A 21804-nucleotide genomic window follows, 5' to 3' on the forward strand; every position below is an offset into this window, starting at 1 on the left:
CCTTTACTTGTCGTGTTGCCAGAGAGCCGATAAGCACGGCCACGTCAGAAATTCGGTTGAAGGAAGTTGCAAGCTTGCTCCGTTCAGCCCCGTACCAATGCCAACAGAGAGCATGCCGCAGGCGTTGATCGCATCAATACCCGCCTGAGCATCTTCTATGCCAATACACTGCTGTGGGTCAGCGCCAAGGCCCGCACAGGCTGCCAGAAAAATCTCCGGATCCGGTTTCGAGCGAGAAATTAGCGCGGCATCCGCACAGAAATCAAAATAAGATTTAAGATCAAGCGCTTGTAAAATCGCAGGGGCATTGAGCGACACAGAGGCCAGCCCCACCGGAATCCGCTCTTCCCGCAACGTCATCAGCAGCTCACGTATTCCCGGCAATACCGAGTTCACCGTCAACTGGCGCAAAGAATGGACATACAGTCTGTTTTTTCTCTCGGCCAATTGTGCGCAAACCTCAGGTGTAAACTCCCCCGCTTTCCCGCCATATTGCAAAATACGCTGTAGCGATTCGCCGCGACTAATCCCTTTCAGGCTGTCATTAAATGGCTCGTCAATCGCAATCCCTATTTCACCGGCTACCTGCCGCCAGGCGAGAAAATGCAGATGTGCAGTGTCGGTAATCACGCCATCTAAATCAAAAATGATGGCCTGTGGTTTGAGGATCATTCATCATCCCCTTCCGTGGAAGCGGTCCCATAAGTGGGCGAAATAATGGCGTCATTGCAGATAACTATCTCCCCCTGAACAGAGATCTTTTCCCCTTTTACCCAAAGAGTAATCTGCTCGGCGCTGTTAATGCGGATTTCAGTTGCATTGATGGTTACCTGCAAATCGATACCCTGCCAGCGCAGTGGGAAAGACAGTGTTTGCCAATGTTCCGGTAATGCAGGGGCAAGATGTAACTCCCCATGGCGAACATTCACTCCGGCAAATCCCTGGATAGCACCCAACCAGATTGCGCCCGTTGCCGCCGCATGAATACCATCATCGCAGCTGTGCGGGTCATCCCCGAGATCGATTAGCGAACCTTCGCGCCAAAACCGATATCCCTGAGCCGAATCACCACAACGCGCAGCCACAATCCCGTGAATCGCCTTACTCAAAGAGGAGTCGTGAATCGTACGTGGCTCGTAATAACGCAGGTTAGCCAGACAGGTTTGCGGGCTAAATTGCTCCGGCAACATGTAGGTCAGCATCACGACATCAGCCTGTTTAAGAATTTGCATCTCATTGACTTCTGCACGGGAGTAATCGAGCAAAATGGTCTGCTTGCCCGCTTTGGCTTTGTACTGCGACAGATCGATAACCGGTTTGTTCAGGAAGGTATCATCCTGAGGAAGCACGCCATCGGGCTGCACTTCCGGTCGCCAGAGATACTGTAAAAAATGCTCTGCGCGATGAATAAACGTGCCATCGCCACAGCCCAACCGACGGGCAAAACCCAGCGCCTGCTCTACGTTGTACCAGGCCATGTAGTTGGTGAACGCATTGTTGTTCACATGCTCAGTGTATTCATCCGGGCCAATCACATCGTGGATCTCTAAACGATCGTTGACCATGACAGCCCTGCTAATCCAGAACTTCGCCGTTTCCAGCAGCAGCGTCATGCCCTCTCGGGTCATGAAGTTTAGATCCCCTGTGACATGCCAGTAATTGATTACCGCCCAGGCAACATCCGCCACGAGGTGATGTTCAGCCTGTGCGGAGGCCACTTTTTGCCGCAGCCCGGTACGGATGTTGATCGCCGCGAATTCAGGCGTTTCCTCATCACCGCTGCGAGCGCTTTCCCACGGGAACAGCGCGCCTTGCCAACCGTTACGGCGGGCTTTCTCACGCGCGCCCGGCAAATTATGCCAGCGGTAACGCAATAGACCTCTCGCGGTTTTCGGTTCGGTAAACAAGTGAAACGGTAACAAAAAGACCTCAGTATCCCAGAAGATGTGGCCTTTATACCCTTCACCCGTCAGACCTTTGGCCGCAATACTGCTGCGCTCATCATGGTCTGGGGTCATCACACGTAGATGATAGAGGGCATAGTCCAGCGCGCGCTGATCGCTAATATCAGAACTGGTAACCTGAACGCGACGAGTTTGCCACCAGGCATGCCAGTTGGTGCTCGACTCAGCCAACAGAGCGTCATATCCCTGTTGCGAGCATGCTTCAATATTACGCAGCGACTGGCGTCCCCAGGTCTCAAGCGACAGGTTGCGTTCGCTCGTCCAGTCAACCCAACTCATTTTCGTCAGCGTGACGCGCTGCCCGGCTTGCGCCTGCACGGTGTTGTGTTGTAACAACCGACGTTCTTTCGCGGTGAAGCAGCGCTGCGCTGCGCCGTCGACGTCACAATATGAGGTGATCGCGATATCGTTGCGATTGTCCTGGGTTGTGTAAATGCCCTGCAGAAGATGCTGACCAAAGACTCTAATCTGTGTTTCATCCAGATGCTGACGGCCATGATTGGTGATCGTGGCATCAATACCGGTTGAGATACCAATGCTGGCATCGGCATCCAGTGGCGTTACGACCACTTCCATAGCAAACAGCGGCAGCTTCTGTGCCGAGACAAACCGCCGACTCTCAATAGCAAAACGCGCCCCGCCAGGTGCATGCCAGATAAACGCACGGCGCAATTCCCCGCTGGCAAAATCCAGTTCGCGATGCCAGCTTTCAATCACGCCGCTGGTTAGCGAGAAAATCTCGCCATTAAGCGTGATCTCCACTCCGACTACATCGGGTAGATTAACCAGTTCATTAATTTCGCCTTTACCCGCACGGTGATACAACCCAGCCAGATACATGCCACGAGTCTGTAAGGTGTAAGCTTCCTCGTGGCTGGCGCGAATTCCCATATACCCGTTACCGGTCGTCATGAGTGACGCATATTTATTCAGGCTATGTGGGCAAAAAGCCGGTTCAGTTAGCATTACTGGCTTCGTCATAAGTCTACGTAGGTCCCTGTTTCAGCCGATTGGTACAGTGCGGCAACCAGTTTGTTGAATAACGACGCCCTGCTCTGCGTCAGCAATAGTGACAGGCTCGCCCTGGACATGGTTAACGAAGGCTTCCATGCTGCGATAATGACGGTTGTCATCAGCCATCTCGCGCGCAAGCAGCACGTCAAGCGCACCATCACGGTCGGTGTAAACCTGGGCCGGGAATAACGTCGCCCCCGCCAAATCGCCGCAGAAATTAACGTTCATAATCGATTGTTCAGGAATATTCAGCGCGAAAGAGGTTTCCAGGCGCAGGATACCGCCGTTATGAAATTCAATCGTGCCGAACAAAGAATCCTCCACGGTATATGTAGTGGGATCCCATTTCCCAAACTGACCGCTGTTTTTAAGCGTGCCAATGCGTTGATAGCTGTGCGCGTTAACACGCTTTACCGCCGGGAACCCCAGCACATACATGGCGGCATCAAGCATATGAATACCGAGATCAATCAGCGGCCCGCCGCCCTGCAGTTCTTTGTTGGTAAACACTCCCCAGCCGGGCACGCCGCAGCGGCGCAAAGCGCGGACATTGGTGACATAGATTTCACCCAGAATACCGGCCATCACCTGCTCACGAAGCAGTTGCGTATCCAGCGCAAAACGATGATGAAAATCATAAGCCAGTACTTTTCCCACCCGACGCGCTGTTTTGCACATCTCCAGCGCCTCGTCTGGCGTCATTGCCGGAGGTTTCTCGCACATCACATGGCATCCAGCGTTCAACGCCAACATGGTGTGTTCATAATGAAAGCGATTGGGCGAGCAGATGCTGACGATATCTGGCTTAGCTTCGCGTAGCATCGTTTGCGGATCGTCCCAAACCTGCGGATTACCGTATTTTTCTGCAAACAGCCGCGCCTGTGACAGGCGGCTGTCGCAGACAGCCACCAGTTCCAGATCGTTGCGGGTGCAGTAGTACGAAGCATGAACTTTATCCGCCACCTGCCCGGCGCCAATAATGGCGACACGTAACGGAGCGCTTGTCAGTGCACTTTTCACGGAAATCCTCTTAGCAAGTACGCAGCCAGGTCAGTGACTGACGATACGCTTCCGGCAGATTCTCTGCTCGTACGCGCCCTTCGTACACAACGTAGCCCTGATAATTATCTTCACGTAACTGGTCAAACAGTGCAGCGAAATCCAGCGTACCGCTTCCCGGCTGATAACGATGGTTATCCGCAATATGGACGTGACCCAGCAGATCGCGATTGTCGTGCAGCGCCTGTGCCATATCGTCTTCTTCGATATTCATATGGTAAAAATCACCAATGATTTGCACATGCTTTAGATTATTTTCCACGATATAGCGACGGGCATCCGCCAGGGTGTTGATCATATGATCCTGATAGCGGTTGAGCGGTTCCAGATACACCACCGTCCCCGTACGCTCGGCAACTTTATCAAGATAAATCAATGAATCACTGATAGCTTTACGATCGCCTTCCTGGCTACGCGGAGAGGTCATCGGCGGTAGGCGGAAGGTAAACATGCCCCATGCAGCAGGTACAATAATGCCTTGTCCGCCAACTTCGGCCAGCGCTTCGAGAATGCGGGTAATCTGCCGCAACCCGTTTAAACGACGCTCTTCGATAAAATCACCGATCCAACCGTCATATCCTCCACAGGCAGTGGTAACAGGCAAACCTGTTTCTTTGATCGCCGCTTTTACTTCATCAAGGTTATTGACCAGCAACTTACCGTCAATTTCAAAACCGTCGAATCCCATCTCTTTGATGTAACGGAATTTCTCGAGAATATTTTCCGGGAAAAAAGCCTGATTCTGTGTTCCAATTTTCATCTTCTGCATTCCTTAATTAAAACGTCACACCCATTTTGATGCTCTTTTCCGGATGGCGATCGACATACTGCATATAGCTTTCCGGGCTGCTGGCGAAAGTCACTACCGGGTCGATCAGTTCTTCACAGTTTAGGTAACCGTTCATCAACAGTTCCCAGCAGGTCTCCTCAATACGCTTGCGGCTCCAGCGCGGATAATCTGGATTCGGTTCACTGCAGGCGCGAGAGAAGACAATTTTGGCGTTGTTGAAGTGCGCTTCACGCCCCAGGTTGAAACCTTCAGCAAAAGGTTTCGCGAAAGCGACATAGGAAATGGTTCCACCATAGGCCAGACCGCGTAACGCCGACTGCAGCGCATCTGCATAGCCACTGGTTTCGATGATCACATCTGCGCCCTGCTTACCGGTCAGCTTCTTAATTTCCATGCCTACATCGGTGCCAATCGGATTCAGACAGAAATCCGCGCCATGGCGACGCGCGATATCGCAGCGATGGGCAATAGGATCGACGCCGATGACCACTGAGGCTCCCGCTTTCTTAGCCAGTTGCACGGCAATCTGGCCAATTGCGCCTAAGCCCACGACGACCACAAAGTCACCGACGCGCACATTGGCGTCGCGCACACCGCTCATGGCGAACTGTGCCGGGTCATAGCACACGGCATTTTTCCACGAACTGCCTTCAGGCATTTTGCGTAGTTTGTAGTTGTTCACCGCATTAAAAATAACCGTTTCTGCCAGAGGACCGTATCCGCAAACTGAATCGCCAACGGCGTATTCGGTCACATCGCTGCCACACTCAATAACATCGCCCACCACCATATTGCCAAGCTGGAATTTACCGAATTCGATTCCGCGTGGAGCCCCTTCCGGACGCGGCATAAACATTTGCCATTCACCGTTAAAATCTTCGTCAATAAACGGGCTGGCAGCACGAAAATCGACCACTTCTGTGCCATGTTTCGGCGCGCCAAATTTAACGCGAACTTTAACTTCATTGGCGGATACCGCTCTGTCTTCATATTCCACCAGCGCTGCAACGCGCGGTTCTGTGGCAACTAACTTCTTCATTTACAACTCCTTAATTAAACTGGCCGCTTAGCCTTTCACGCCGCCTGCGGTCAAACCACTTTTAATAAAACGTTCGGAAAGCGCATACATAATGACCACCGGCAATGCAGTGACTAACGATGCAGCCATCATGCGTCCCCAGATATAGTCAGGTGTACTGAACAGCGCGTTCAGACCGACCGGTAAGGTAAAATTGCTGGCGCTGGAAAGGAAAATCGAAGCAAACAGATAGTCATTCCACGCCACCATAAAGCAGTACACAAAGACCGAAACCAGACCAGACATTGCCAACGGCACGGTAATACGAAAGATGATCTGCAGACGGTTCAACCCATCCATCATCGCGGCTTCTTCGATCTCGTCCGGAATGGTGTCGAAATAGCTTTTCAACATGAACACCGCGGTCGGCAGCGTCTGGGTGACCATAGTGATAATCAACGCCATTTCGGTGTCGTAGATGCCGAGTGCCGTAATGATCTTGAATAACGGCACCACCAGCAGGATCCCCGAAAACATATACACCGTGTAAAAACTGGCATTGATGGTCATTCGTCCCTTAAAACGCAGGCGGGAAAGCGCATACGCCCCGAGCACGCCCAGAAATACCGCCACCACCGAAGAAGTCACCGATACCACCAGGCTATTACGGAAGTAGTCAACAAACGGGAAAATCATCGGGTTGAAGATGTCGATGTAATGTTCCAGCGTCCATTGCTGCGGTAACAGCGTCGGATGCAGCGAAATCGCCTCTTTTGCGCTTTTAAATGAGGTCATCAGCATCACAAAAAATGGAAATAGCGTGATACCCAGGAAGACAATTAATCCACAGTAAAAGCCGATGCGGCCAAGCGTGCGCTTATTTGTTGCCATTGAGGTTCACCCGTTTTCTGGTCAGCAGGATAACAGCGAAAATAATGACGAAGAGGACGACAGAGATCGCGGCCGCTTTGCCTAAGTCATTAAATGCAAACGCTGTTTTATAGAGATAGACCCCGAGAATATCGACTTTAGTGGTCAGCAGATAAACATCGGCGAACATATAAAACATCCAGATCGTACGCAGTGTGACTACGGTCGCCAGTACCGGCATGATCGCTGGCAGCGTGACGATGCGAAACCGTTGCCAGGCGTTCGCGCCATCCATTTCTGCCGCCTCATATAACGATTTATCAATAGTCTGTAAAATCGCCAGAAACGAGATAAAGGCATAGGGGAAGTAGCGCCAGATGGCGAACAACACGACCAGCGCGAAGCTGCTACCGGGATTGTCGAACCACAGCGGAGCCTGATCGTAGAGATGCAACAGATCCACGCCGAGGTAGTTCACAATGCCGTAGCCGTTGTTGAACATGTATTTCCAGGCAAACACCAGCGAGATTGATGGCGTTACGTAAGAGAGGATGACCAGTGAGCGCGCCGTTTTCCGCAGACGAAACTCACGGTTAAAAAACATCGCCACTCCCAGCCCCAGCACCGTGCTCCCTGCCACAACCAGCGCGGTATACCAGACCGTCATCCACAGCGAATGCCAGAATCCGGGATCGGATAAGATACGGATATAGTTGCTCAGCCCGACAAACGTAGACTCAATTTGCGGATTAAGCGGCAAACGCATAAAGCTGATTTCGATGTTAGATATCATCGGCCACGCCACTAAACCGCCCAATAACAGCAAGCTGGGCGCCAGCAGCAGCATGGCAAATGGCATATCAGATCGACCTGAAAAGAACTTATTCATCACGGCTTTCCATTTCCCCATTAGCGCTGTTCAACGAGGTCATCCAGTTTTGTCTGGCTTGCCTTGATGGTCGATGAAAGGTCAGCTTTTCCTACCGTGACGTTGTGCACCATGGTACTCACGATGCCGGAGCCGGTTACGTCGCCCATGCGGGTAAAGTTCTTATCACCGACGGCACCAAAGACCTGAATATTTGGCAGTTCGGCAATCAGTTGATCGGGTAATTCACCCAGCGCTTTGATAACGGCGTTATCTTTCCACGTCGAAGTATTCACCACCGCTTTGTTGACTGGCAGCGCCGCCCCTGGCGACATCATGACCCAGTCCGCAATGTTGTCTGCCTGCTCCATAAAGGTGACAAATTTCTCTGCCGCTTCTGTCTCTTCGGTTTTTTGACCTGCGGTTATGGTCAGCGACGTCAGCATGCCGTAAACAGCGGAATTTTTTTCCGTCGGCACCATAAAGCCAACATTTTTAGGATCGCCCTCTTTGATCACCGCCGGGAGGATATAGGTGGAATAAATCGCCATTGGCGCCGTGCCGTTCATGAAAGCATCTTTGACTTCCATTATGTCGTTCGAGCCAGGCATAGTGTTCATGGCAAGTTGGCGGTAATACTGCAACGCCTGCGCCATTTCAGGTGTGTCGAGCGTAATCTTTCCCTGCGCATTAAAAACGTTGGCCTGGTTAGAGAGCGCAAACTGGGAGAATGACTGTTCGGTCAAAACGCTTTCTGCCGTCGGCAGCGCAATGCCGTATTTCTTACTGCCAGGATTGTTGAGCTTCTGCGCCACGTTTAGCAATTGCTGCCAGTCTTTTGGCTCTTCCAGTCCGGCTTTTGCCAGCACATCTTTGCGGTACCAGATCCCGCCAATCCAGGCGCTGACCGGAACCCCTGTCCATGCACTACCGTCTTCAGTGCGCACAATACGCAGGACGCCATCATAAAAAGCACCCTCACCTACGCCGTTGATGACCTGCGCTACCGCTTTACGGTCAATGAGGGATTCTTTATCCATAACTTTCGCGTAGTCATGGCTGGTTTCAATGACTTCAGGCAGTGAACCGCTGCGCGCCAGGGTGATGACCTTGGTGTTGTAAGCATCTTCTTCCACAGGAACCTGTTTGACGCTGATGCCCGGGTTTTCTTTTTCAAAACGCTCAATCAGTTTTGCAATGACCGCCTGCCGCTCCTGCTCAACAGAAGAGTGCATAAATTCAATTGCGACGGAGGACTTTTTATCATCCTTACACCCGGAAACCAGGGCGCAGGAAACCAGTGCTGAAATCAGCACAATTTTAGCTTTAAGCATGAAATGTTCCTTTTTATTACTTAACCCACATGACCTGCCAGGCGTACAACGTTAATTCCTTACCGGAAATAGTTTTACCGCCAATCAAATCAACTCCATTTTCTATATCAATACGAATGGTTTGAGTATGACCGCTGACATTAAATAACCCGGTAATTTCCTCACCTGTTTCCGCAGTACGTTTAATTTGCATTACGGCTGGTGTAATACTGTTAATTTGAAAATCACTATCAGGATGAAATGCTTTATTATTACGACGTATTACAATTAGTCGGGATAACTCATGATAAATAGCGTGACGCAAACTGGTTTCATCTGCCAGCTCCGCTTCTATTTGTCTCACCTGATATTTTTTGCGGTTGATCGCGCGGTTATAACCGAACGTCTCAACACCTTTATAATCATTGCGTGAGCCAAGTATGCTTTGAATGTAAACCGCCGGCACGCCTGGAAAACTCAGCAAAATGGCATGTGCGAGAATAAAGCGAGAAAACCGTTCGGCATCGCTACAATTACCAGGGGTTAGCGCATCCATATATGTCACGTTAATTTCATACGGGCTGCGACTGCCATCAGGGTTATTTTTCCAGTTAAACAGCGCACCTTCCTGTTGTAGTTCTGTCACCAGCCGCATGATCTCGTCTTCAGGCAACAAACCGCGTAATGGGTTGAGACCAATGCCATCATGCGATGCGAGAAAATTAAACCAGGTCGTCTCACCAGACGGCAGCTCCAGTGATTGCGCCCACTGGCACAATATCGACGTGTCCTGGCGTTGTACCGCATGCAGCACCAGCGGCGGCAGCGAGAACTGGTACACCATATGCGCTTCATCATGGCCATTACCGTAGTAGGACACGTTATCCTTATGCGGGACGTTGGTTTCGGTAATAATCGCCGTACCAGGCGCCACGCAGTCCGCAATAGCGCGGAATAGTTTGATAAGCTGATGCGTTTTTTCCAGATGAATACAGCTCGTTCCAGGCTCTTTCCACATAAAGCCAACCGCATCCAGGCGAACATAATCTGCGCCCTGCTCAAGATAGCTCAGCAGCACATCGACCATCGCCAGTAATACCACCGGGTTGGCATAGTTGAGATCGATCTGGTCATCGCTGAACGTCGTCCATAAATGGCGCACGGTGTTATCTTTTAGCGTAAATGGTGTCAGTAACGGTAATGCGCGTGGACGTGTGACGTTGCTCAGGTCCGTATCAGGATCCATTGCAATAAAGAAATTTTCATAACCGTCAAGCTGTTGCAAATAATTATTAAACCACTCGCTTTTAGCTGACATATGGTTACAAACAAAATCAAACATCAGTCGACTGGACTCACCTAATTCCTTAATATCATTCCAGTCACCGGTTTCTTCGGCAACCTGATGGTAATTAATCACGGAAAAACCATCATCCGATGACCACGGATAAAATGGCAGAAGATGCACATGAGAAAATGTCGACTTAAACCATTCATTATAAAACTGATTAAACGTCGGCAACGGTTTTTTACCAACCCCGTGGAATTGATCGGCGTAGGTAATAAGCACCACATCGCCCTCATCCCAATGCGCTTTACGGATTTTTTTAATTAATCTCTGTGATTTCTCTAAGCGTGCAAACAGCGCTTCATAGTGGCATGAAGTAAATGTATGACCATAAACTTCTGTCAGGCATTTTTGGATTTTTTGGTTCACCTTCGATTCTCGTGGTAGCGGTCCCATGAACCAAGAGACTACTCTGCGTAAAATAAGCTGTCAATTAGCTGAGGTGGTCTGAAGGGGGGTAAAAAAAGAATTTTGGCAGCCAAAAAATCGTATTTGTGAGCTGCCGCAAATTAACTGAGGGAATGTTGATTAATTGTTGCTTGCTTTTACTGATTCAAATATCAGGTTCGATTACCGGAATATCGTTTCGACAATTTTGCCGCTGCCCGACTCAACACCGGTTCCAGAACCAACGCCAGCAGCATTTTTAGCGGGCGTCGGGCGACGGATTTCACCGCCCACCCTGCTACCCCCGCCGGGCCGTAGCGAAGCGCCGTTAAAAGCACCAGCTTACCTGCTATTTTAAAGCCCGGCTTAACCCTTTGCCCGGCACGTTGCCAGCGATTGTTCATTTCTAACCTCACAATTGGCGGAAACGACTACGTAAGGAAAAAGTATCGGACGTCACATAACGTTCCATTTCACGCAAACGCTTTTCACTAGCCGCCAGCTCGCGATCGACAGCATCCAACAGTTCACCGCTTGATGGCTGCTGCTCGCCGGAAACCACATTGTCCGGCATAGGGTCCAACACAAATGTCAGCACGATATAGGCGACGAAGGTGAAAAAGGCCAGACCAAAAAAGACTGACAGCACCACCAGGATCCGTACCAGCTTCACAGGCACATCGAGATAATGCGCAATACCCGCACAAACCCCCTTCACCATGCCCTGCTGCGGAATACGCCACAGTTTTTTGTTCAGATTAACGCCTCCCATTAGCGGTCCCTCCAGTTTGGATGTTCAGCATCAAGGATGTCTTCCAGCGCCTGAATGCGCTCACGCATCCGCTGTGCGTCGTCGTTGAGTTCGACCAGACGTTGCTGTTCACTTTGCGACAGTTCGCCACGACTGGAACGGTTGCTGTAATGCAGCCAGAGCCAAATCGGTAAAACAAACAGCACAAAGATGGTTAACGGGATAGCCAGAAATAGCGCGCTCATGAGTACTCCTTACAGGTGATGAGCGGCGGCGCGTTCGGGCGCCGCCAGATGTTATTATTGCTTGTCTTGCTGCATTTTGGCTTTAAGTTGCGCCAGCTGCTCGCTGATTTCATCATCTGCTTTCAGGTCAGCAAATTGCTGATCCAGGGACTTCTGTTTACCGAAATTATGGCTTTCAGCCTCAGCTTCCATCTGATCGATACGACGCTCGAAAGATTCAAAGCGCGCCATAGCTTCATCAAGTTTACCGCTGTCCAGTTGACGACGAACATCACGTGAAGAACTCGCTGCCTGATGACGTAGCATCAGCGCCTGCTGACGAGCACGGGTTTCACTGAGTTTATTTTCCAGCTCACCAATCTCTTTTTTCATACGCGCCAGCGTATCGTCAACCAGCGTGACTTCATGCTCCAGAGAAGCAATCAGGTCAGTCAATTTCTGTTTTTCGATTAACGCAGAACGCGCCAAATCTTCTTTCTCTTTGCGCAGCGCCAGCTCAGCTTTTTCTTGCCACTCTGCCTGTTGCGCGCTGGCCTGTTCGATACGACGAGATAATTGTTTCTTTTCTGCCAGAGCGCGTGCGGAGTTTGAACGCACCTCAACCAGCGTATCTTCCATTTCCTGGATCATTAACCGCACCAGCTTCTGCGGATCTTCAGCCTTTTCCAGCAACGCATTAATGTTGGCGTTCACGATGTCGGCAAAACGAGAAAAAATACCCATAATGTAATCCTCACTTACTGTTCTGATATCGGGCTAAGCCCTGCTGATTTCGTAATGCACTTGGCGTGCCAACTTTTTATCTCATTGATTTTAATAATTATATCTAATTTTACCTGGCGAGAGAATTAGGGTAAATTGGTGAATAACACTAACAAATGGTGAATTTCATCATGGCAGGATACAAAGACAATCTTCTGGGTGAAGCAAACAGCTTTATTGAAGTGCTGGAGCAGGTTTCTCATCTGGCACCGCTGGATAAGCCTGTCCTGGTTATCGGTGAGCGAGGTACTGGGAAAGAGCTTATTGCCAACCGCCTGCACTATCTGTCCACCCGTTGGCAAGGCCCGTTTATTTCGCTTAACTGCGCAGCACTCAACGAGAACTTGCTTGATTCCGAACTGTTTGGTCACGAAGCAGGTGCCTTTACCGGGGCGCAAAAACGCCATCCAGGGCGTTTCGAACGCGCCGACGGCGGTACGCTGTTTCTTGATGAACTGGCAACCGCCCCAATGCTGGTGCAGGAAAAACTGCTGCGCGTTATTGAATATGGAGAGCTGGAACGTGTTGGCGGCAGCCAGCCGTTGCAGGTTAACGTACGACTTGTTTGTGCAACCAATGCCGACTTACCTCGCATGGTCAACGAAGGTACTTTTCGCGCGGACCTGCTGGATCGTCTGGCCTTTGACGTAGTGCAACTCCCACCGTTACGCGAACGCCAAAGCGACATAATGTTAATGGCCGAGCATTTTGCTATTCAGATGTGCCGCGAGATCGGGTTACCACTGTTTCCAGGGTTTAGTGCCGAAGCCAGAGAAACGCTCCTCCACTACCGTTGGCCGGGCAATATTCGTGAACTGAAAAACGTCGTGGAGCGATCCGTTTATCGACATGGGACCAGTGATTACCCGCTGGATGAGATAATCATTGACCCCTTCCGCCGCCATGTCGTGGAATCTCAGGTGCAGGAAGCAAAACCAGCATCTGTAGCATTACCGCTGGATCTGCGTGAATTCCAACAACAACAAGAGAAAGACTTTCTACAAACCAGCTTACAGCAGGCAAAATTTAATCAGAAAAAAGCCGCTGAATTACTGGGTCTGACTTATCATCAGCTACGAGCCTTGCTGAAGAAACACCAGATTTAATGCACATTTGTCGACGTGATATTGGATGGTTTGACGTATAACGTTAAAACAGCTTAACATCCCAGTAATACTGTATAAAAAAACAGGCACATTATTATGGCTCTGGCATTAATTGGCGAAAAAATTGACAGAAACCGCTTCACCGGTGAAAAAGTTGAAAATAGCACTTTTTTTAACTGTGATTTTTCGGGTGCCGACCTTAGCGGTACTGAATTTATCGGCTGTCAGTTCTATGATCGAGAAAGCCAGAAAGGGTGCAATTTCAGTCGCGCAATACTGAAAGATGCCATTTTTAAAAGCTGTGATTTATCCATGGCGGATTTTCGCAATGTCAGTGCGTTGGGCATAGAAATTCGCCACTGCCGCGCACAGGGTGCAGATTTTCGCGGCGCAAGTTTCATGAATATGATCACCACGCGCACCTGGTTTTGCAGCGCATATATCACTAATACCAATCTAAGCTACGCCAACTTTTCGAAGGCCGTGCTTGAAAAGTGCGAATTGTGGGAAAATCGCTGGATGGGAACTCAGGTGCTGGGTGCGACGTTGAGTGGTTCCGATCTCTCCGGTGGCGAGTTTTCGTCGTTCGACTGGCGGACGGCAAATTTCACGCACTGTGATTTGACCAATTCAGAACTGGGTGATTTAGATATTCGGGGCGTCGATTTACAAGGTGTCAAATTGGACAGCTATCAGGCCGCATTGCTCATGGAACGTCTTGGCATCGCTGTCATTGGCTAACCGCTTACGCATTTTATCATCGCGTCGAAACCATAACCGATTACACCAAGGCTCACATCCTGCGCCTCGTTTATTGCGGGTCAGATGGGTCATGAAAATGCTAAGATAGTTAACAGAGTATATTCAAAGTGGATGGCGGGTATGAATTTTGACCATACCGCGATGTTGAAATCGTGGTTATCCCCCCTGCTGCCCCCTAAAACAAACGGTAATGGCAAATGTCATTAAGTATTAGTAAGATAGCCTCTTTATATAATCCATTAAAATTATGCGCCTGGTTTTATCATCTCTGATCGTGATGGCTGGATTTCTGAGTGGTCAGGCTGCTGCTGCGCCTGAGCAAGCTTCGCACGCTGATATCCGTGACAGTGGGTTTGTCTATTGCGTCAGCGGGCAGGTCAATACGTTCAACCCGCAAAAAACGAGCAGTGGTCTCATCGTCGACACGTTAGCGGCCCAATTGTATGACCGACTGCTTGATGTAGATCCCTACACCTATCGACTGGTGCCTGAGCTGGCTGAAAGCTGGGAGGTGCTGGATAACGGCGCAACCTACCGCTTCCATCTGCGTCGTGACGTACAGTTTCAAAAGACCGCCTGGTTCACTCCCACCCGCAAACTGAATGCAGACGATGTAGTGTTTACCTTCGAGCGCATCTTTGATCGCCACCATCCGTGGCACAATGTGAACGGCAGCAATTTCCCCTACTTCGACAGCCTGCAGTTCGCCGATAACGTCCAAAGTGTGCGCAAACTGGACAACAACACCGTTGAATTCCGCTTAACTCAACCTGATGCCTCCTTTATGTGGCATCTTGCCACACACTATGCCTCCGTAATGTCGGCGGAATATGCGGCTAACCTGGCAAAACAGGATCGTCAGGAACTGCTCGACAGACAACCTGTCGGCACAGGACCGTACCAACTTTCGGAGAATCGTGCCGGCCAATATATTCGGTTGCAGCGGCATGAAAAATTCTGGCGTGGCACTCCTCTGATGCCGCAGGTGGTAGTGGACCTCGGTTCTGGCGGAACCGGACGGTTATCAAAGTTACTGACCGGCGAATGTGACGTTTTAGCCTGGCCTGCCGCCAGCCAGCTCAGCATATTGCGTGATGACCCTCGCCTGCGTCTGACGCTGCGCCCGGGGATGAACATTGCCTATCTGGCGTTCAACACCAATAAACCGCCGTTGAATAACCCTGCCGTGCGGCATGCGCTGGCGCTAGCGATCAACAACCAACGGTTAATGCAGTCTATCTACTACGGGACGGCAGAAACCGCGGCATCTATTTTGCCTCGCGCCTCGTGGGCTTATGATAACGAAGCTAAAATTACAGAGTACAACCCGGCAAAATCGCGCGAGCAGCTAAAAGCGCTGGGGCTGGAGAATCTGACATTACAACTTTGGGTCCCTACCAGCTCTCAGGCCTGGAACCCCAGTCCGCTGAAAACCGCAGAGCTGATTCAGGCAGATATGGCTCAGGTGGGTGTGAAAGTGAAGATCATCCCGGTAGAAGGCCGTTTTCAGGAGGCAAGATTAATGGATATGAACCATGATCTGACGTTATCCGGCTGGGCGACGGACAGTAACGATCCTGACAGTTTTTTCCGGCCGTTGCTCAGCTGTGCCGCCATCAATTCACAGACCAACTTTGCCCACTGGTGTAATCCGCAGTTTGACAGCATTCTGCGCAAAGCCCTCTCTTCGCAGCAGCTTTCATCGCGAATTGATGCCTATGACGAAGCGCAAAATATTCTTGCGCAAGAGTTACCGATCCTGCCGCTGGCCTCTTCACTGCGTCTACAGGCTTACCGCTACGACATCAAAGGGCTGGTGCTCAGTCCGTTCGGCAATTCCTCTTTTGCCGGGGTATCCCGGGAAAAGAAAGATGAGGTGAAAAAACCATGATTATCTTCACCCTGCGTCGATTTTTGTTGCTGCTGGTCACCCTGTTCTTTCTGACCTTTATTGGATTCAGCCTGAGCTACTTCACACCTCATGCGCCTTTACAGGGCGCATCGTTGTGGAACGCCTGGGTATTCTGGTTCAATGGTCTCATTCACTGGGATTTCGGCGTATCCAGTATCAACGGTCAGTTGATCTCAGAACAGCTGAAAGAGGTGTTCCCGGCCACAATGGAACTGTGCATTCTTGCCTTTGGTTTTGCACTAATGGTCGGGATCCCCGTTGGTATGCTGGCAGGCATCACGCGCAACAAATGGCAGGATCGTTGCATCAGCGCATTGGCTCTGATGGGGTTTTCTATCCCCGTTTTTTGGCTGGCTCTGCTGCTGACATTGCTCTTCTCACTGACCCTCGGCTGGTTACCCGTTTCCGGGCGTTTTGATCTTCTCTACGAGGTGAAACCCGTTACCGGTTTTGCCATTATTGATGCGTGGATCTCCGATTCACCCTGGCGCGATGAAATGCTGGTCAGCGCTATCCGTCATATGGTGCTCCCGGTGCTAACGCTCTCCGTTGCGCCCACCACCGAAGTCATTCGCCTGATGCGTATCAGCACCATTGAGGTCTTTGATCAGAACTACGTCAAAGCGGCGGCCACACGCGGTTTGTCACGCTTAACGATTCTGCGCCGTCACGTTCTGCACAACGCCCTCCCGCCGGTGATCCCACGCCTGGGCTTACAGTTTTCCACCATGCTGACGCTGGCGATGATCACCGAGATGGTCTTTAGCTGGCCTGGTCTTGGCCGTTGGTTGATTAACGCGATTCGCCAGCAGGATTACGCGGCGATTTCAGCGGGCGTTATGGTGATTGGCTCACTGGTTATCATCGTCAACGTTATCTCTGATATTTTGGGTGCTATGGCTAACCCTCTGAAACATAAGGAATGGTATGCCTTACGATAGCGTCTATAGCGAAAAACGCCCGCCAGGTACGTTGCGCACCGCATGGCGCAATTTCTATGGTGATGCAACTGCGATGATCGGCCTGTACGGCTGCGCGGGATTGGCTGTTTTGTGTATTTTTGGTGGTTGGTTTGCCCCTTACGGCATCGATCAGCAATTTCTCGGCTATCAGCTTTTACCGCCGTCATGGTCACGCTATGGCGAAGTCTCTTTCTTCCTCGGAACTGACGATCTGGGACGAGACGTTTTAAGTCGTCTGCTCAGCGGCGCGGCCCCGACCGTTGGAGGCGCGTTTGTCGTCACTCTTGCCGCCACACTGTGTGGCCTTGTATTGGGCGTAGTTGCCGGTGCGACGCACGGCTTGCGCTCCGCAGTGCTGAACCACATTCTGGACACCCTGCTGTCGATCCCTTCTCTGCTGCTGGCGATTATTGTGGTGGCCTTTGCCGGACCGCATCTGACACACGCCATGTTTGCGGTCTGGCTGGCGTTGCTGCCGCGCATGGTGCGCTCCGTTTACAGCATGGTGCATGACGAGCTGGAGAAAGAATACGTCATTGCCGCTCGCCTGGATGGTGCAACCACACTGAATATTCTGTGGTTTGCCGTTCTGCCGAATATTACCGCCGGTCTGATTACTGAAATCACCCGCGCACTGTCGATGGCGATTCTGGATATCGCCGCGCTGGGTTTTCTCGACCTTGGCGCACAGCTGCCATCCCCGGAATGGGGGGCCATGCTCGGTGACGCGCTGGAGCTGATTTATGTCGCACCGTGGACGGTCATGCTGCCAGGCGCAGCAATTATGATAAGCGTGCTGCTGGTTAACCTACTGGGTGACGGCGTGCGCCGCGCAATTATTGCGGGGGTGGAATAATGCCATTACTGGATATCCGCAACCTGACGATTGAATTCAGAACCGGTGACGACTGGGTTAAGGCAGTTGATCGCGTCAGCATGACCCTCAACGAGGGTGAAATCCGCGGGCTGGTCGGCGAGTCGGGTTCCGGCAAAAGTCTGATCGCTAAGGCCATTTGCGGCGTCGCTAAAGATAACTGGCGCGTAACCGCAGACCGTATGCGTTTTGATGATATCGATCTGCTACGCCTTTCCGCGCGTGAACGACGCAAACTGGTCGGTCATAACGTCTCCATGATCTTTCAGGAGCCACAGTCATGTCTCGATCCGTCTGAGCGGATCGGACGGCAGCTAATGCAAAATATTCCAGCCTGGACTTACAAGGGCCGCTGGTGGCAGCGCATCGGCTGGCGCAAACGCCGTGCGATTGAACTCTTACACCGCGTCGGGATAAAAGACCATAAAGATGCCATGCGCAGCTTCCCGTATGAGCTAACCGACGGCGAATGCCAGAAGGTCATGATCGCTATCGCATTGGCGAATCAGCCGCGTTTGCTGATTGCCGATGAACCGACGAACGCGATGGAGCCAACCACCCAGGCGCAAATTTTCCGTCTGCTAACCCGTCTGAATCAAAACAGCAATACCACCATTTTGTTGATAAGCCATGACCTGCAAATGCTCAGCCAGTGGGCTGACAAAATCAACGTGATGTACTGCGGACAAACGGTGGAAACCGCGCCAAGTAAAGATTTGGTGACCATTCCGCATCATCCTTATACTCAAGCGTTGATTCGCGCTATTCCTGATTTTGGTAGCGCAATGCCGCACAAAAGCCGCCTGAATACCATGCCAGGAGCAATTCCATTGCTGGAACAATTACCCATCGGCTGTCGTCTGGGGCCGCGCTGCCCTTATGCACAACGCGAATGTATTGAAACCCCAAGACTGACCGGAGCAAAGAATCATCTCTACGCCTGTCATTTCCCGCTGAACATGGAGAGAGAGTGAGATGGTAGAAACCCTGCTCGAAGTTCGTAATCTGAGCAAAACCTTTCGCTACCGGACAGGTTTATTTCGCCGCCAGACCGTTGAGGCCGTCAAGCCCCTGAGTTTCACCCTGCGCGAACGTCAGACGCTCGCCGTCATTGGTGAAAACGGTTCAGGGAAATCTACGCTGGCAAAAATGTTGGCGGGTATGATTGAACCTACCAGCGGTGAGCTGCTGATTGACGATCATCCGTTAAAATATGGTGATTATTCATTTCGTAGTCAGCGGATCCGTATGATTTTCCAGGATCCGTCAACATCGCTTAATCCTCGGCAACGTATCTCGCAGATCCTCGATTTTCCGCTACGACTGAATACCGACCTCGAGCCTGAGCAGCGTCGTAAACAGATCGTGGAGACCATGCGCATGGTCGGACTGCTGCCCGATCACGTAAGCTATTACCCACATATGTTAGCGCCGGGACAAAAACAGCGTCTGGGCCTTGCCCGTGCGCTCATTTTACGACCCAAAGTCATTATCGCCGACGAAGCCCTGGCTTCTCTGGACATGTCGATGCGTTCGCAGCTCATCAATCTGATGCTGGAATTACAGGAAAAACAAGGGATTTCATATATCTATGTAACTCAGCATATTGGCATGATGAAGCACATCAGCGACCAGGTATTAGTCATGCATCAGGGCGAAGTTGTTGAGCGCGGCAGTACAGCGGACGTTCTGGCCTCCCCGTTGCATGAACTTACCCGTCGCCTGATTGCAGGTCATTTCGGCGAAGCGCTTACCGCCGACGCCTGGCGGAAAGATCGCTAACAAACGACTGCCCCCTCAACCGGGGGGGCATTCTGCCATCAGTGACACAACGTAGGTAAGAGCAGCGTATCAACTTCGGTAAACGTGACTGACGGATAAAGGGCACCCTGCATTGCCCAGACACCTGCAGCACTGGCCTCGTCGACAAGTTGTGCTGTTTCGACTCCCTTCACTACAACACGGTCGCAATATTCCCTGATATTTTTGATCAGCACCGGGAACATCGGTTTTTCTACCTGTTCCAGGAAAAAACCGCGATCCAGTTTAACAACGTCAAAATGACCGCAAACCAGCGGGCTGGCCCCTACGCTGCCGGAGCCAAGATCGCCTAACCACAATGCGTTTGGGCCGTCGCGAAGTGAATTAATCAACAGACTATTCAGGCACACGGTATTCGTCAGAAAACGTTCTGAAAGTTCCAGTGCAATAAATGGTAGTGCCTGTAAGGCCGACTTGATGGCTGGATCACCAATCGCCAGCAGCGCCATTTCGTCAATGAGTTTCAGGGTACAAATAAGGCTGTTGCGCTCAAACCAGTCACGCTTTTCGGCAATTAATCGAATTTGCTCGAGCATGAAATTACGCTTTTGTTCGCTATCCCACGCTGAAATGATGAAATCTGGATGCAACGGTTGAACCGTATCTGAAGTAAACCGGGCGTTCATCTCCACACCCAGTAATTTATCTGTTGTGTCTCTCATCGTTTCCGCGATGAAATGGTAGTGCATAAGACCACTCCAATTGATCATAACATCCTGATAATGCACTTCTAATCACAATCAATCAATAATATCGATCAATGTATCTATATTGATCGATAAAAACAATATATCATAACAAGCTGAATATTGTCATATTTTTTGTTTTAAGAAAGTTCCTACCTTGCTATGTTTATTAACATCAGCTAGCAATGAAATAATACCATTTCAATGCCTTTGAAACCTTGCATTTTCTCTGCTTCACCGACGTTAAATGCCTGAACGAAGCATAACCGGAGGGGGATGATATACTCCCCACATGCAATGAAGTGACAGGTCACGTGAGGTTGATAACAATTCCTCAAGGAAAAGGCGTGGGATATAATTTCAGACCAATTTCGAGTGAGCTTAACGCGTCAATCATAATTCATTGATTGGTAAAAGATAAGTGTTAACAAAAAGGATTAAAGCCATGGGTTTTTTATCAGGTAAGCGTATTCTGGTGACAGGCCTTGCCAGTAAATTGTCTATCGCATGGGGAATCGCTCAGGCGATGCATCGCGAAGGTGCTGAACTGGCGTTCACCTACCAGAACGACAAGCTGAAAGGTCGTGTGGAAGAATTTGCAGCGCAATTAGGCTCCAACATTGTTTTGCAGTGTGATGTGGCTGAAGATGCCAGCATTGACGCCATGTTTGCTGAACTGAGCAAAACCTGGCCGAAATTCGACGGTTTCGTACACTCAATCGGCTTCGCACCTGCTGACCAACTGGATGGCGATTATGTGAACGCAGTTACCCGCGAAGGATTTAAAATTGCGCATGACATTAGCGCTTACAGCTTTGTTGCGATGGCAAAAGCATGTCGTTCCATGCTAAACCCTGGCTCTGCGCTACTGACGTTGTCCTATCTGGGCGCAGAGCGTGCAATCCCTAACTATAACGTGATGGGCCTGGCGAAAGCCTCCCTGGAAGCGAACGTCCGTTATATGGCTAATGCGATGGGGCCTGAAGGCGTGCGTGTGAATGCCATTTCCGCAGGTCCAATCCGTACACTCGCCGCTTCAGGCATTAAAGATTTCCGTAAAATGCTGGCGCACTGTGAAGCAGTTACACCGATTCGCCGCACCGTTACCATTGAAGATGTGGGTAACTCCGCAGCATTTCTGTGCTCCGATCTCTCTGCCGGTATCTCTGGTGAAGTCGTACACGTTGACGGTGGCTTCAGCATCGCCGCAATGAACGAGCTGGAACTTAAATAATCCTAAGACCTCGATGGGCGGTATTGCGCCGCCCATGACACTCCTCTCAGCCACCACA

At 50.7% G+C, this 21804-nt stretch carries 21 protein-coding genes and 1 pseudogene; 8 read left to right on the plus strand and 14 right to left on the minus strand.

Annotation, left to right across the window (positions count from 1 at the left end):
* Window positions 1–3 precede the first annotated feature (3 nt).
* From pgmB to pspA, 13 genes and pseudogenes are all read right to left on the minus strand, one after another.
* The gene (gene pgmB, locus OGV85_RS05545) at window positions 4–672 is read right to left on the minus strand and encodes a beta-phosphoglucomutase (protein WP_061547969.1); all 669 of its coding nucleotides are present in this window, start codon (window positions 670–672) and stop codon (window positions 4–6) included.
* Window positions 669–2945, minus strand: a complete 2277-nt coding sequence (locus tag OGV85_RS05550; RefSeq protein WP_156485348.1) for a glycoside hydrolase family 65 protein — start codon at window positions 2943–2945, stop codon at window positions 669–671. Before OGV85_RS05550 ends, pgmB begins: the two co-directional genes overlap by 4 nt.
* Window positions 2942–3998: pseudogene (gene ycjS / locus OGV85_RS05555) on the minus strand (D-glucoside 3-dehydrogenase). Before ycjS ends, OGV85_RS05550 begins: the two are co-directional and overlap by 4 nt.
* Before the next feature lie 10 nt (window positions 3999–4008).
* Entirely contained in the window at window positions 4009–4797 is a 789-nt protein-coding gene (gene ycjR, locus OGV85_RS05560; RefSeq protein WP_061547968.1) for a 3-dehydro-D-guloside 4-epimerase, read from the minus strand.
* Between the two features lie 16 nt (window positions 4798–4813).
* Window positions 4814–5866 carry a D-guloside 3-dehydrogenase gene (gene ycjQ, locus OGV85_RS05565; RefSeq protein WP_044710891.1) on the minus strand — a complete coding sequence of 351 codons (1053 nt, stop codon included), beginning with the start codon at window positions 5864–5866 and terminating at the stop codon, window positions 4814–4816.
* A gap of 27 nt (window positions 5867–5893) precedes the next feature.
* Window positions 5894–6736 (minus strand): carbohydrate ABC transporter permease, encoded by an 843-nt coding sequence (locus OGV85_RS05570; protein ID WP_003020474.1) that lies wholly within the window; start codon window positions 6734–6736, stop codon window positions 5894–5896.
* Window positions 6723–7604, minus strand: a complete 882-nt coding sequence (locus tag OGV85_RS05575; protein WP_003840754.1) for a carbohydrate ABC transporter permease — start codon at window positions 7602–7604, stop codon at window positions 6723–6725. Before OGV85_RS05575 ends, OGV85_RS05570 begins: the two co-directional genes overlap by 14 nt.
* 20 nt (window positions 7605–7624) lie before the next feature.
* A complete protein-coding gene (locus tag OGV85_RS05580) occupies window positions 7625–8917 on the minus strand; it encodes an ABC transporter substrate-binding protein (RefSeq protein WP_061547967.1) in 1293 nt (430 codons plus the stop codon).
* 16 nt (window positions 8918–8933) lie between these two features.
* Window positions 8934–10640 carry a sugar phosphorylase gene (locus OGV85_RS05585; protein WP_286553227.1) on the minus strand — a complete coding sequence of 569 codons (1707 nt, stop codon included), beginning with the start codon at window positions 10638–10640 and terminating at the stop codon, window positions 8934–8936.
* A 164-nt stretch (window positions 10641–10804) separates the two neighbouring features.
* Window positions 10805–11035 (minus strand): phage shock protein PspD, encoded by a 231-nt coding sequence (gene pspD / locus OGV85_RS05590; protein WP_003020493.1) that lies wholly within the window; start codon window positions 11033–11035, stop codon window positions 10805–10807.
* A gap of 8 nt (window positions 11036–11043) precedes the next feature.
* Window positions 11044–11403 (minus strand): envelope stress response membrane protein PspC, encoded by a 360-nt coding sequence (gene pspC / locus OGV85_RS05595; RefSeq protein WP_003020497.1) that lies wholly within the window; start codon window positions 11401–11403, stop codon window positions 11044–11046.
* Window positions 11403–11627 (minus strand): envelope stress response membrane protein PspB, encoded by a 225-nt coding sequence (gene pspB, locus OGV85_RS05600; RefSeq protein WP_003020509.1) that lies wholly within the window; start codon window positions 11625–11627, stop codon window positions 11403–11405. Before pspB ends, pspC begins: the two co-directional genes overlap by 1 nt.
* A gap of 54 nt (window positions 11628–11681) precedes the next feature.
* Entirely contained in the window at window positions 11682–12350 is a 669-nt protein-coding gene (gene pspA / locus OGV85_RS05605; protein WP_003020532.1) for a phage shock protein PspA, read from the minus strand.
* A gap of 155 nt (window positions 12351–12505) precedes the next feature.
* On the opposite strand from pspA, the gene pspF reads away from it, so the two are divergent.
* From pspF to sapF, 7 genes are all read left to right on the plus strand, one after another.
* Entirely contained in the window at window positions 12506–13495 is a 990-nt protein-coding gene (gene pspF / locus OGV85_RS05610; RefSeq protein WP_161958342.1) for a phage shock protein operon transcriptional activator, read from the plus strand.
* A gap of 96 nt (window positions 13496–13591) precedes the next feature.
* On the plus strand, window positions 13592–14236 hold the full coding sequence (locus OGV85_RS05615) for a quinolone resistance pentapeptide repeat protein QnrB38 (RefSeq protein ID WP_003020537.1): 645 nt from the start codon (window positions 13592–13594) through the stop codon (window positions 14234–14236).
* A 268-nt stretch (window positions 14237–14504) separates the two neighbouring features.
* Window positions 14505–16148, plus strand: a complete 1644-nt coding sequence (gene sapA / locus OGV85_RS05620; RefSeq protein ID WP_003840735.1) for an ABC transporter substrate-binding protein SapA — start codon at window positions 14505–14507, stop codon at window positions 16146–16148.
* Complete coding sequence (sapB, locus tag OGV85_RS05625) at window positions 16145–17110, plus strand: peptide ABC transporter permease SapB (protein WP_003020545.1); 966 nt, start codon at window positions 16145–16147, stop codon at window positions 17108–17110. The genes sapA and sapB overlap by 4 nt, the downstream gene beginning before the upstream one ends.
* Complete coding sequence (gene sapC / locus OGV85_RS05630) at window positions 17097–17987, plus strand: peptide ABC transporter permease SapC (protein ID WP_003020550.1); 891 nt, start codon at window positions 17097–17099, stop codon at window positions 17985–17987. Before sapB ends, sapC begins: the two co-directional genes overlap by 14 nt.
* Entirely contained in the window at window positions 17987–18979 is a 993-nt protein-coding gene (sapD, locus tag OGV85_RS05635) for a peptide ABC transporter ATP-binding protein SapD (RefSeq protein WP_003020556.1), read from the plus strand. Before sapC ends, sapD begins: the two co-directional genes overlap by 1 nt.
* 1 nt (window position 18980) lies before the next feature.
* Window positions 18981–19787: a peptide ABC transporter ATP-binding protein SapF gene (gene sapF, locus OGV85_RS05640; RefSeq protein WP_003020558.1), complete on the plus strand. Its 807-nt coding sequence runs from the start codon at window positions 18981–18983 to the stop codon at window positions 19785–19787.
* A gap of 38 nt (window positions 19788–19825) precedes the next feature.
* On the opposite strand, the gene OGV85_RS05645 is transcribed toward sapF, so the two are convergent.
* On the minus strand, window positions 19826–20515 hold the full coding sequence (locus tag OGV85_RS05645; RefSeq protein WP_008322387.1) for an EAL domain-containing protein: 690 nt from the start codon (window positions 20513–20515) through the stop codon (window positions 19826–19828).
* Window positions 20516–20957: 442 nt separating this feature from the next.
* On the opposite strand from OGV85_RS05645, the gene fabI reads away from it, so the two are divergent.
* The gene (gene fabI / locus OGV85_RS05650; RefSeq protein WP_003020565.1) at window positions 20958–21746 is read left to right on the plus strand and encodes an enoyl-ACP reductase FabI; all 789 of its coding nucleotides are present in this window, start codon (window positions 20958–20960) and stop codon (window positions 21744–21746) included.
* The last annotated feature ends 58 nt before the right edge of the window (window positions 21747–21804 follow it).

This window comes from Citrobacter sp. Cf132, from assembly GCF_030333885.1.
In the GTDB taxonomy this organism is placed as follows: Bacteria; Pseudomonadota; Gammaproteobacteria; order Enterobacterales; family Enterobacteriaceae; genus Citrobacter; species Citrobacter freundii.

Excerpts from the sequence above, each read along its gene's own strand:
- pgmB (WP_061547969.1), bottom strand. The coding sequence starts at position 672 with ATGATCCTCAAACCACAGGCCATCATTTTTGATTTAGATGGCGTGATT.
- OGV85_RS05550 (WP_156485348.1), bottom strand. The coding sequence starts at position 2,945 with ATGACGAAGCCAGTAATGCTAACTGAACCGGCTTTTTGCCCACATAGC.
- ycjR (WP_061547968.1), bottom strand. The coding sequence starts at position 4,797 with ATGAAAATTGGAACACAGAATCAGGCTTTTTTCCCGGAAAATATTCTC.
- ycjQ (WP_044710891.1), bottom strand. The coding sequence starts at position 5,866 with ATGAAGAAGTTAGTTGCCACAGAACCGCGCGTTGCAGCGCTGGTGGAA.
- OGV85_RS05570 (WP_003020474.1), bottom strand. The coding sequence starts at position 6,736 with ATGGCAACAAATAAGCGCACGCTTGGCCGCATCGGCTTTTACTGTGGA.
- OGV85_RS05575 (WP_003840754.1), bottom strand. The coding sequence starts at position 7,604 with ATGAATAAGTTCTTTTCAGGTCGATCTGATATGCCATTTGCCATGCTG.
- OGV85_RS05580 (WP_061547967.1), bottom strand. The coding sequence starts at position 8,917 with ATGCTTAAAGCTAAAATTGTGCTGATTTCAGCACTGGTTTCCTGCGCC.
- OGV85_RS05585 (WP_286553227.1), bottom strand. The coding sequence starts at position 10,640 with ATGGGACCGCTACCACGAGAATCGAAGGTGAACCAAAAAATCCAAAAA.
- pspD (WP_003020493.1), bottom strand. The coding sequence starts at position 11,035 with ATGAACAATCGCTGGCAACGTGCCGGGCAAAGGGTTAAGCCGGGCTTT.
- pspC (WP_003020497.1), bottom strand. The coding sequence starts at position 11,403 with ATGGGAGGCGTTAATCTGAACAAAAAACTGTGGCGTATTCCGCAGCAG.
- pspB (WP_003020509.1), bottom strand. The coding sequence starts at position 11,627 with ATGAGCGCGCTATTTCTGGCTATCCCGTTAACCATCTTTGTGCTGTTT.
- pspA (WP_003020532.1), bottom strand. The coding sequence starts at position 12,350 with ATGGGTATTTTTTCTCGTTTTGCCGACATCGTGAACGCCAACATTAAT.
- pspF (WP_161958342.1), top strand. The coding sequence starts at position 12,506 with ATGGTGAATTTCATCATGGCAGGATACAAAGACAATCTTCTGGGTGAA.
- OGV85_RS05615 (WP_003020537.1), top strand. The coding sequence starts at position 13,592 with ATGGCTCTGGCATTAATTGGCGAAAAAATTGACAGAAACCGCTTCACC.
- sapA (WP_003840735.1), top strand. The coding sequence starts at position 14,505 with ATGCGCCTGGTTTTATCATCTCTGATCGTGATGGCTGGATTTCTGAGT.
- sapB (WP_003020545.1), top strand. The coding sequence starts at position 16,145 with ATGATTATCTTCACCCTGCGTCGATTTTTGTTGCTGCTGGTCACCCTG.
- sapC (WP_003020550.1), top strand. The coding sequence starts at position 17,097 with ATGCCTTACGATAGCGTCTATAGCGAAAAACGCCCGCCAGGTACGTTG.
- sapD (WP_003020556.1), top strand. The coding sequence starts at position 17,987 with ATGCCATTACTGGATATCCGCAACCTGACGATTGAATTCAGAACCGGT.
- sapF (WP_003020558.1), top strand. The coding sequence starts at position 18,981 with ATGGTAGAAACCCTGCTCGAAGTTCGTAATCTGAGCAAAACCTTTCGC.
- OGV85_RS05645 (WP_008322387.1), bottom strand. The coding sequence starts at position 20,515 with ATGCACTACCATTTCATCGCGGAAACGATGAGAGACACAACAGATAAA.
- fabI (WP_003020565.1), top strand. The coding sequence starts at position 20,958 with ATGGGTTTTTTATCAGGTAAGCGTATTCTGGTGACAGGCCTTGCCAGT.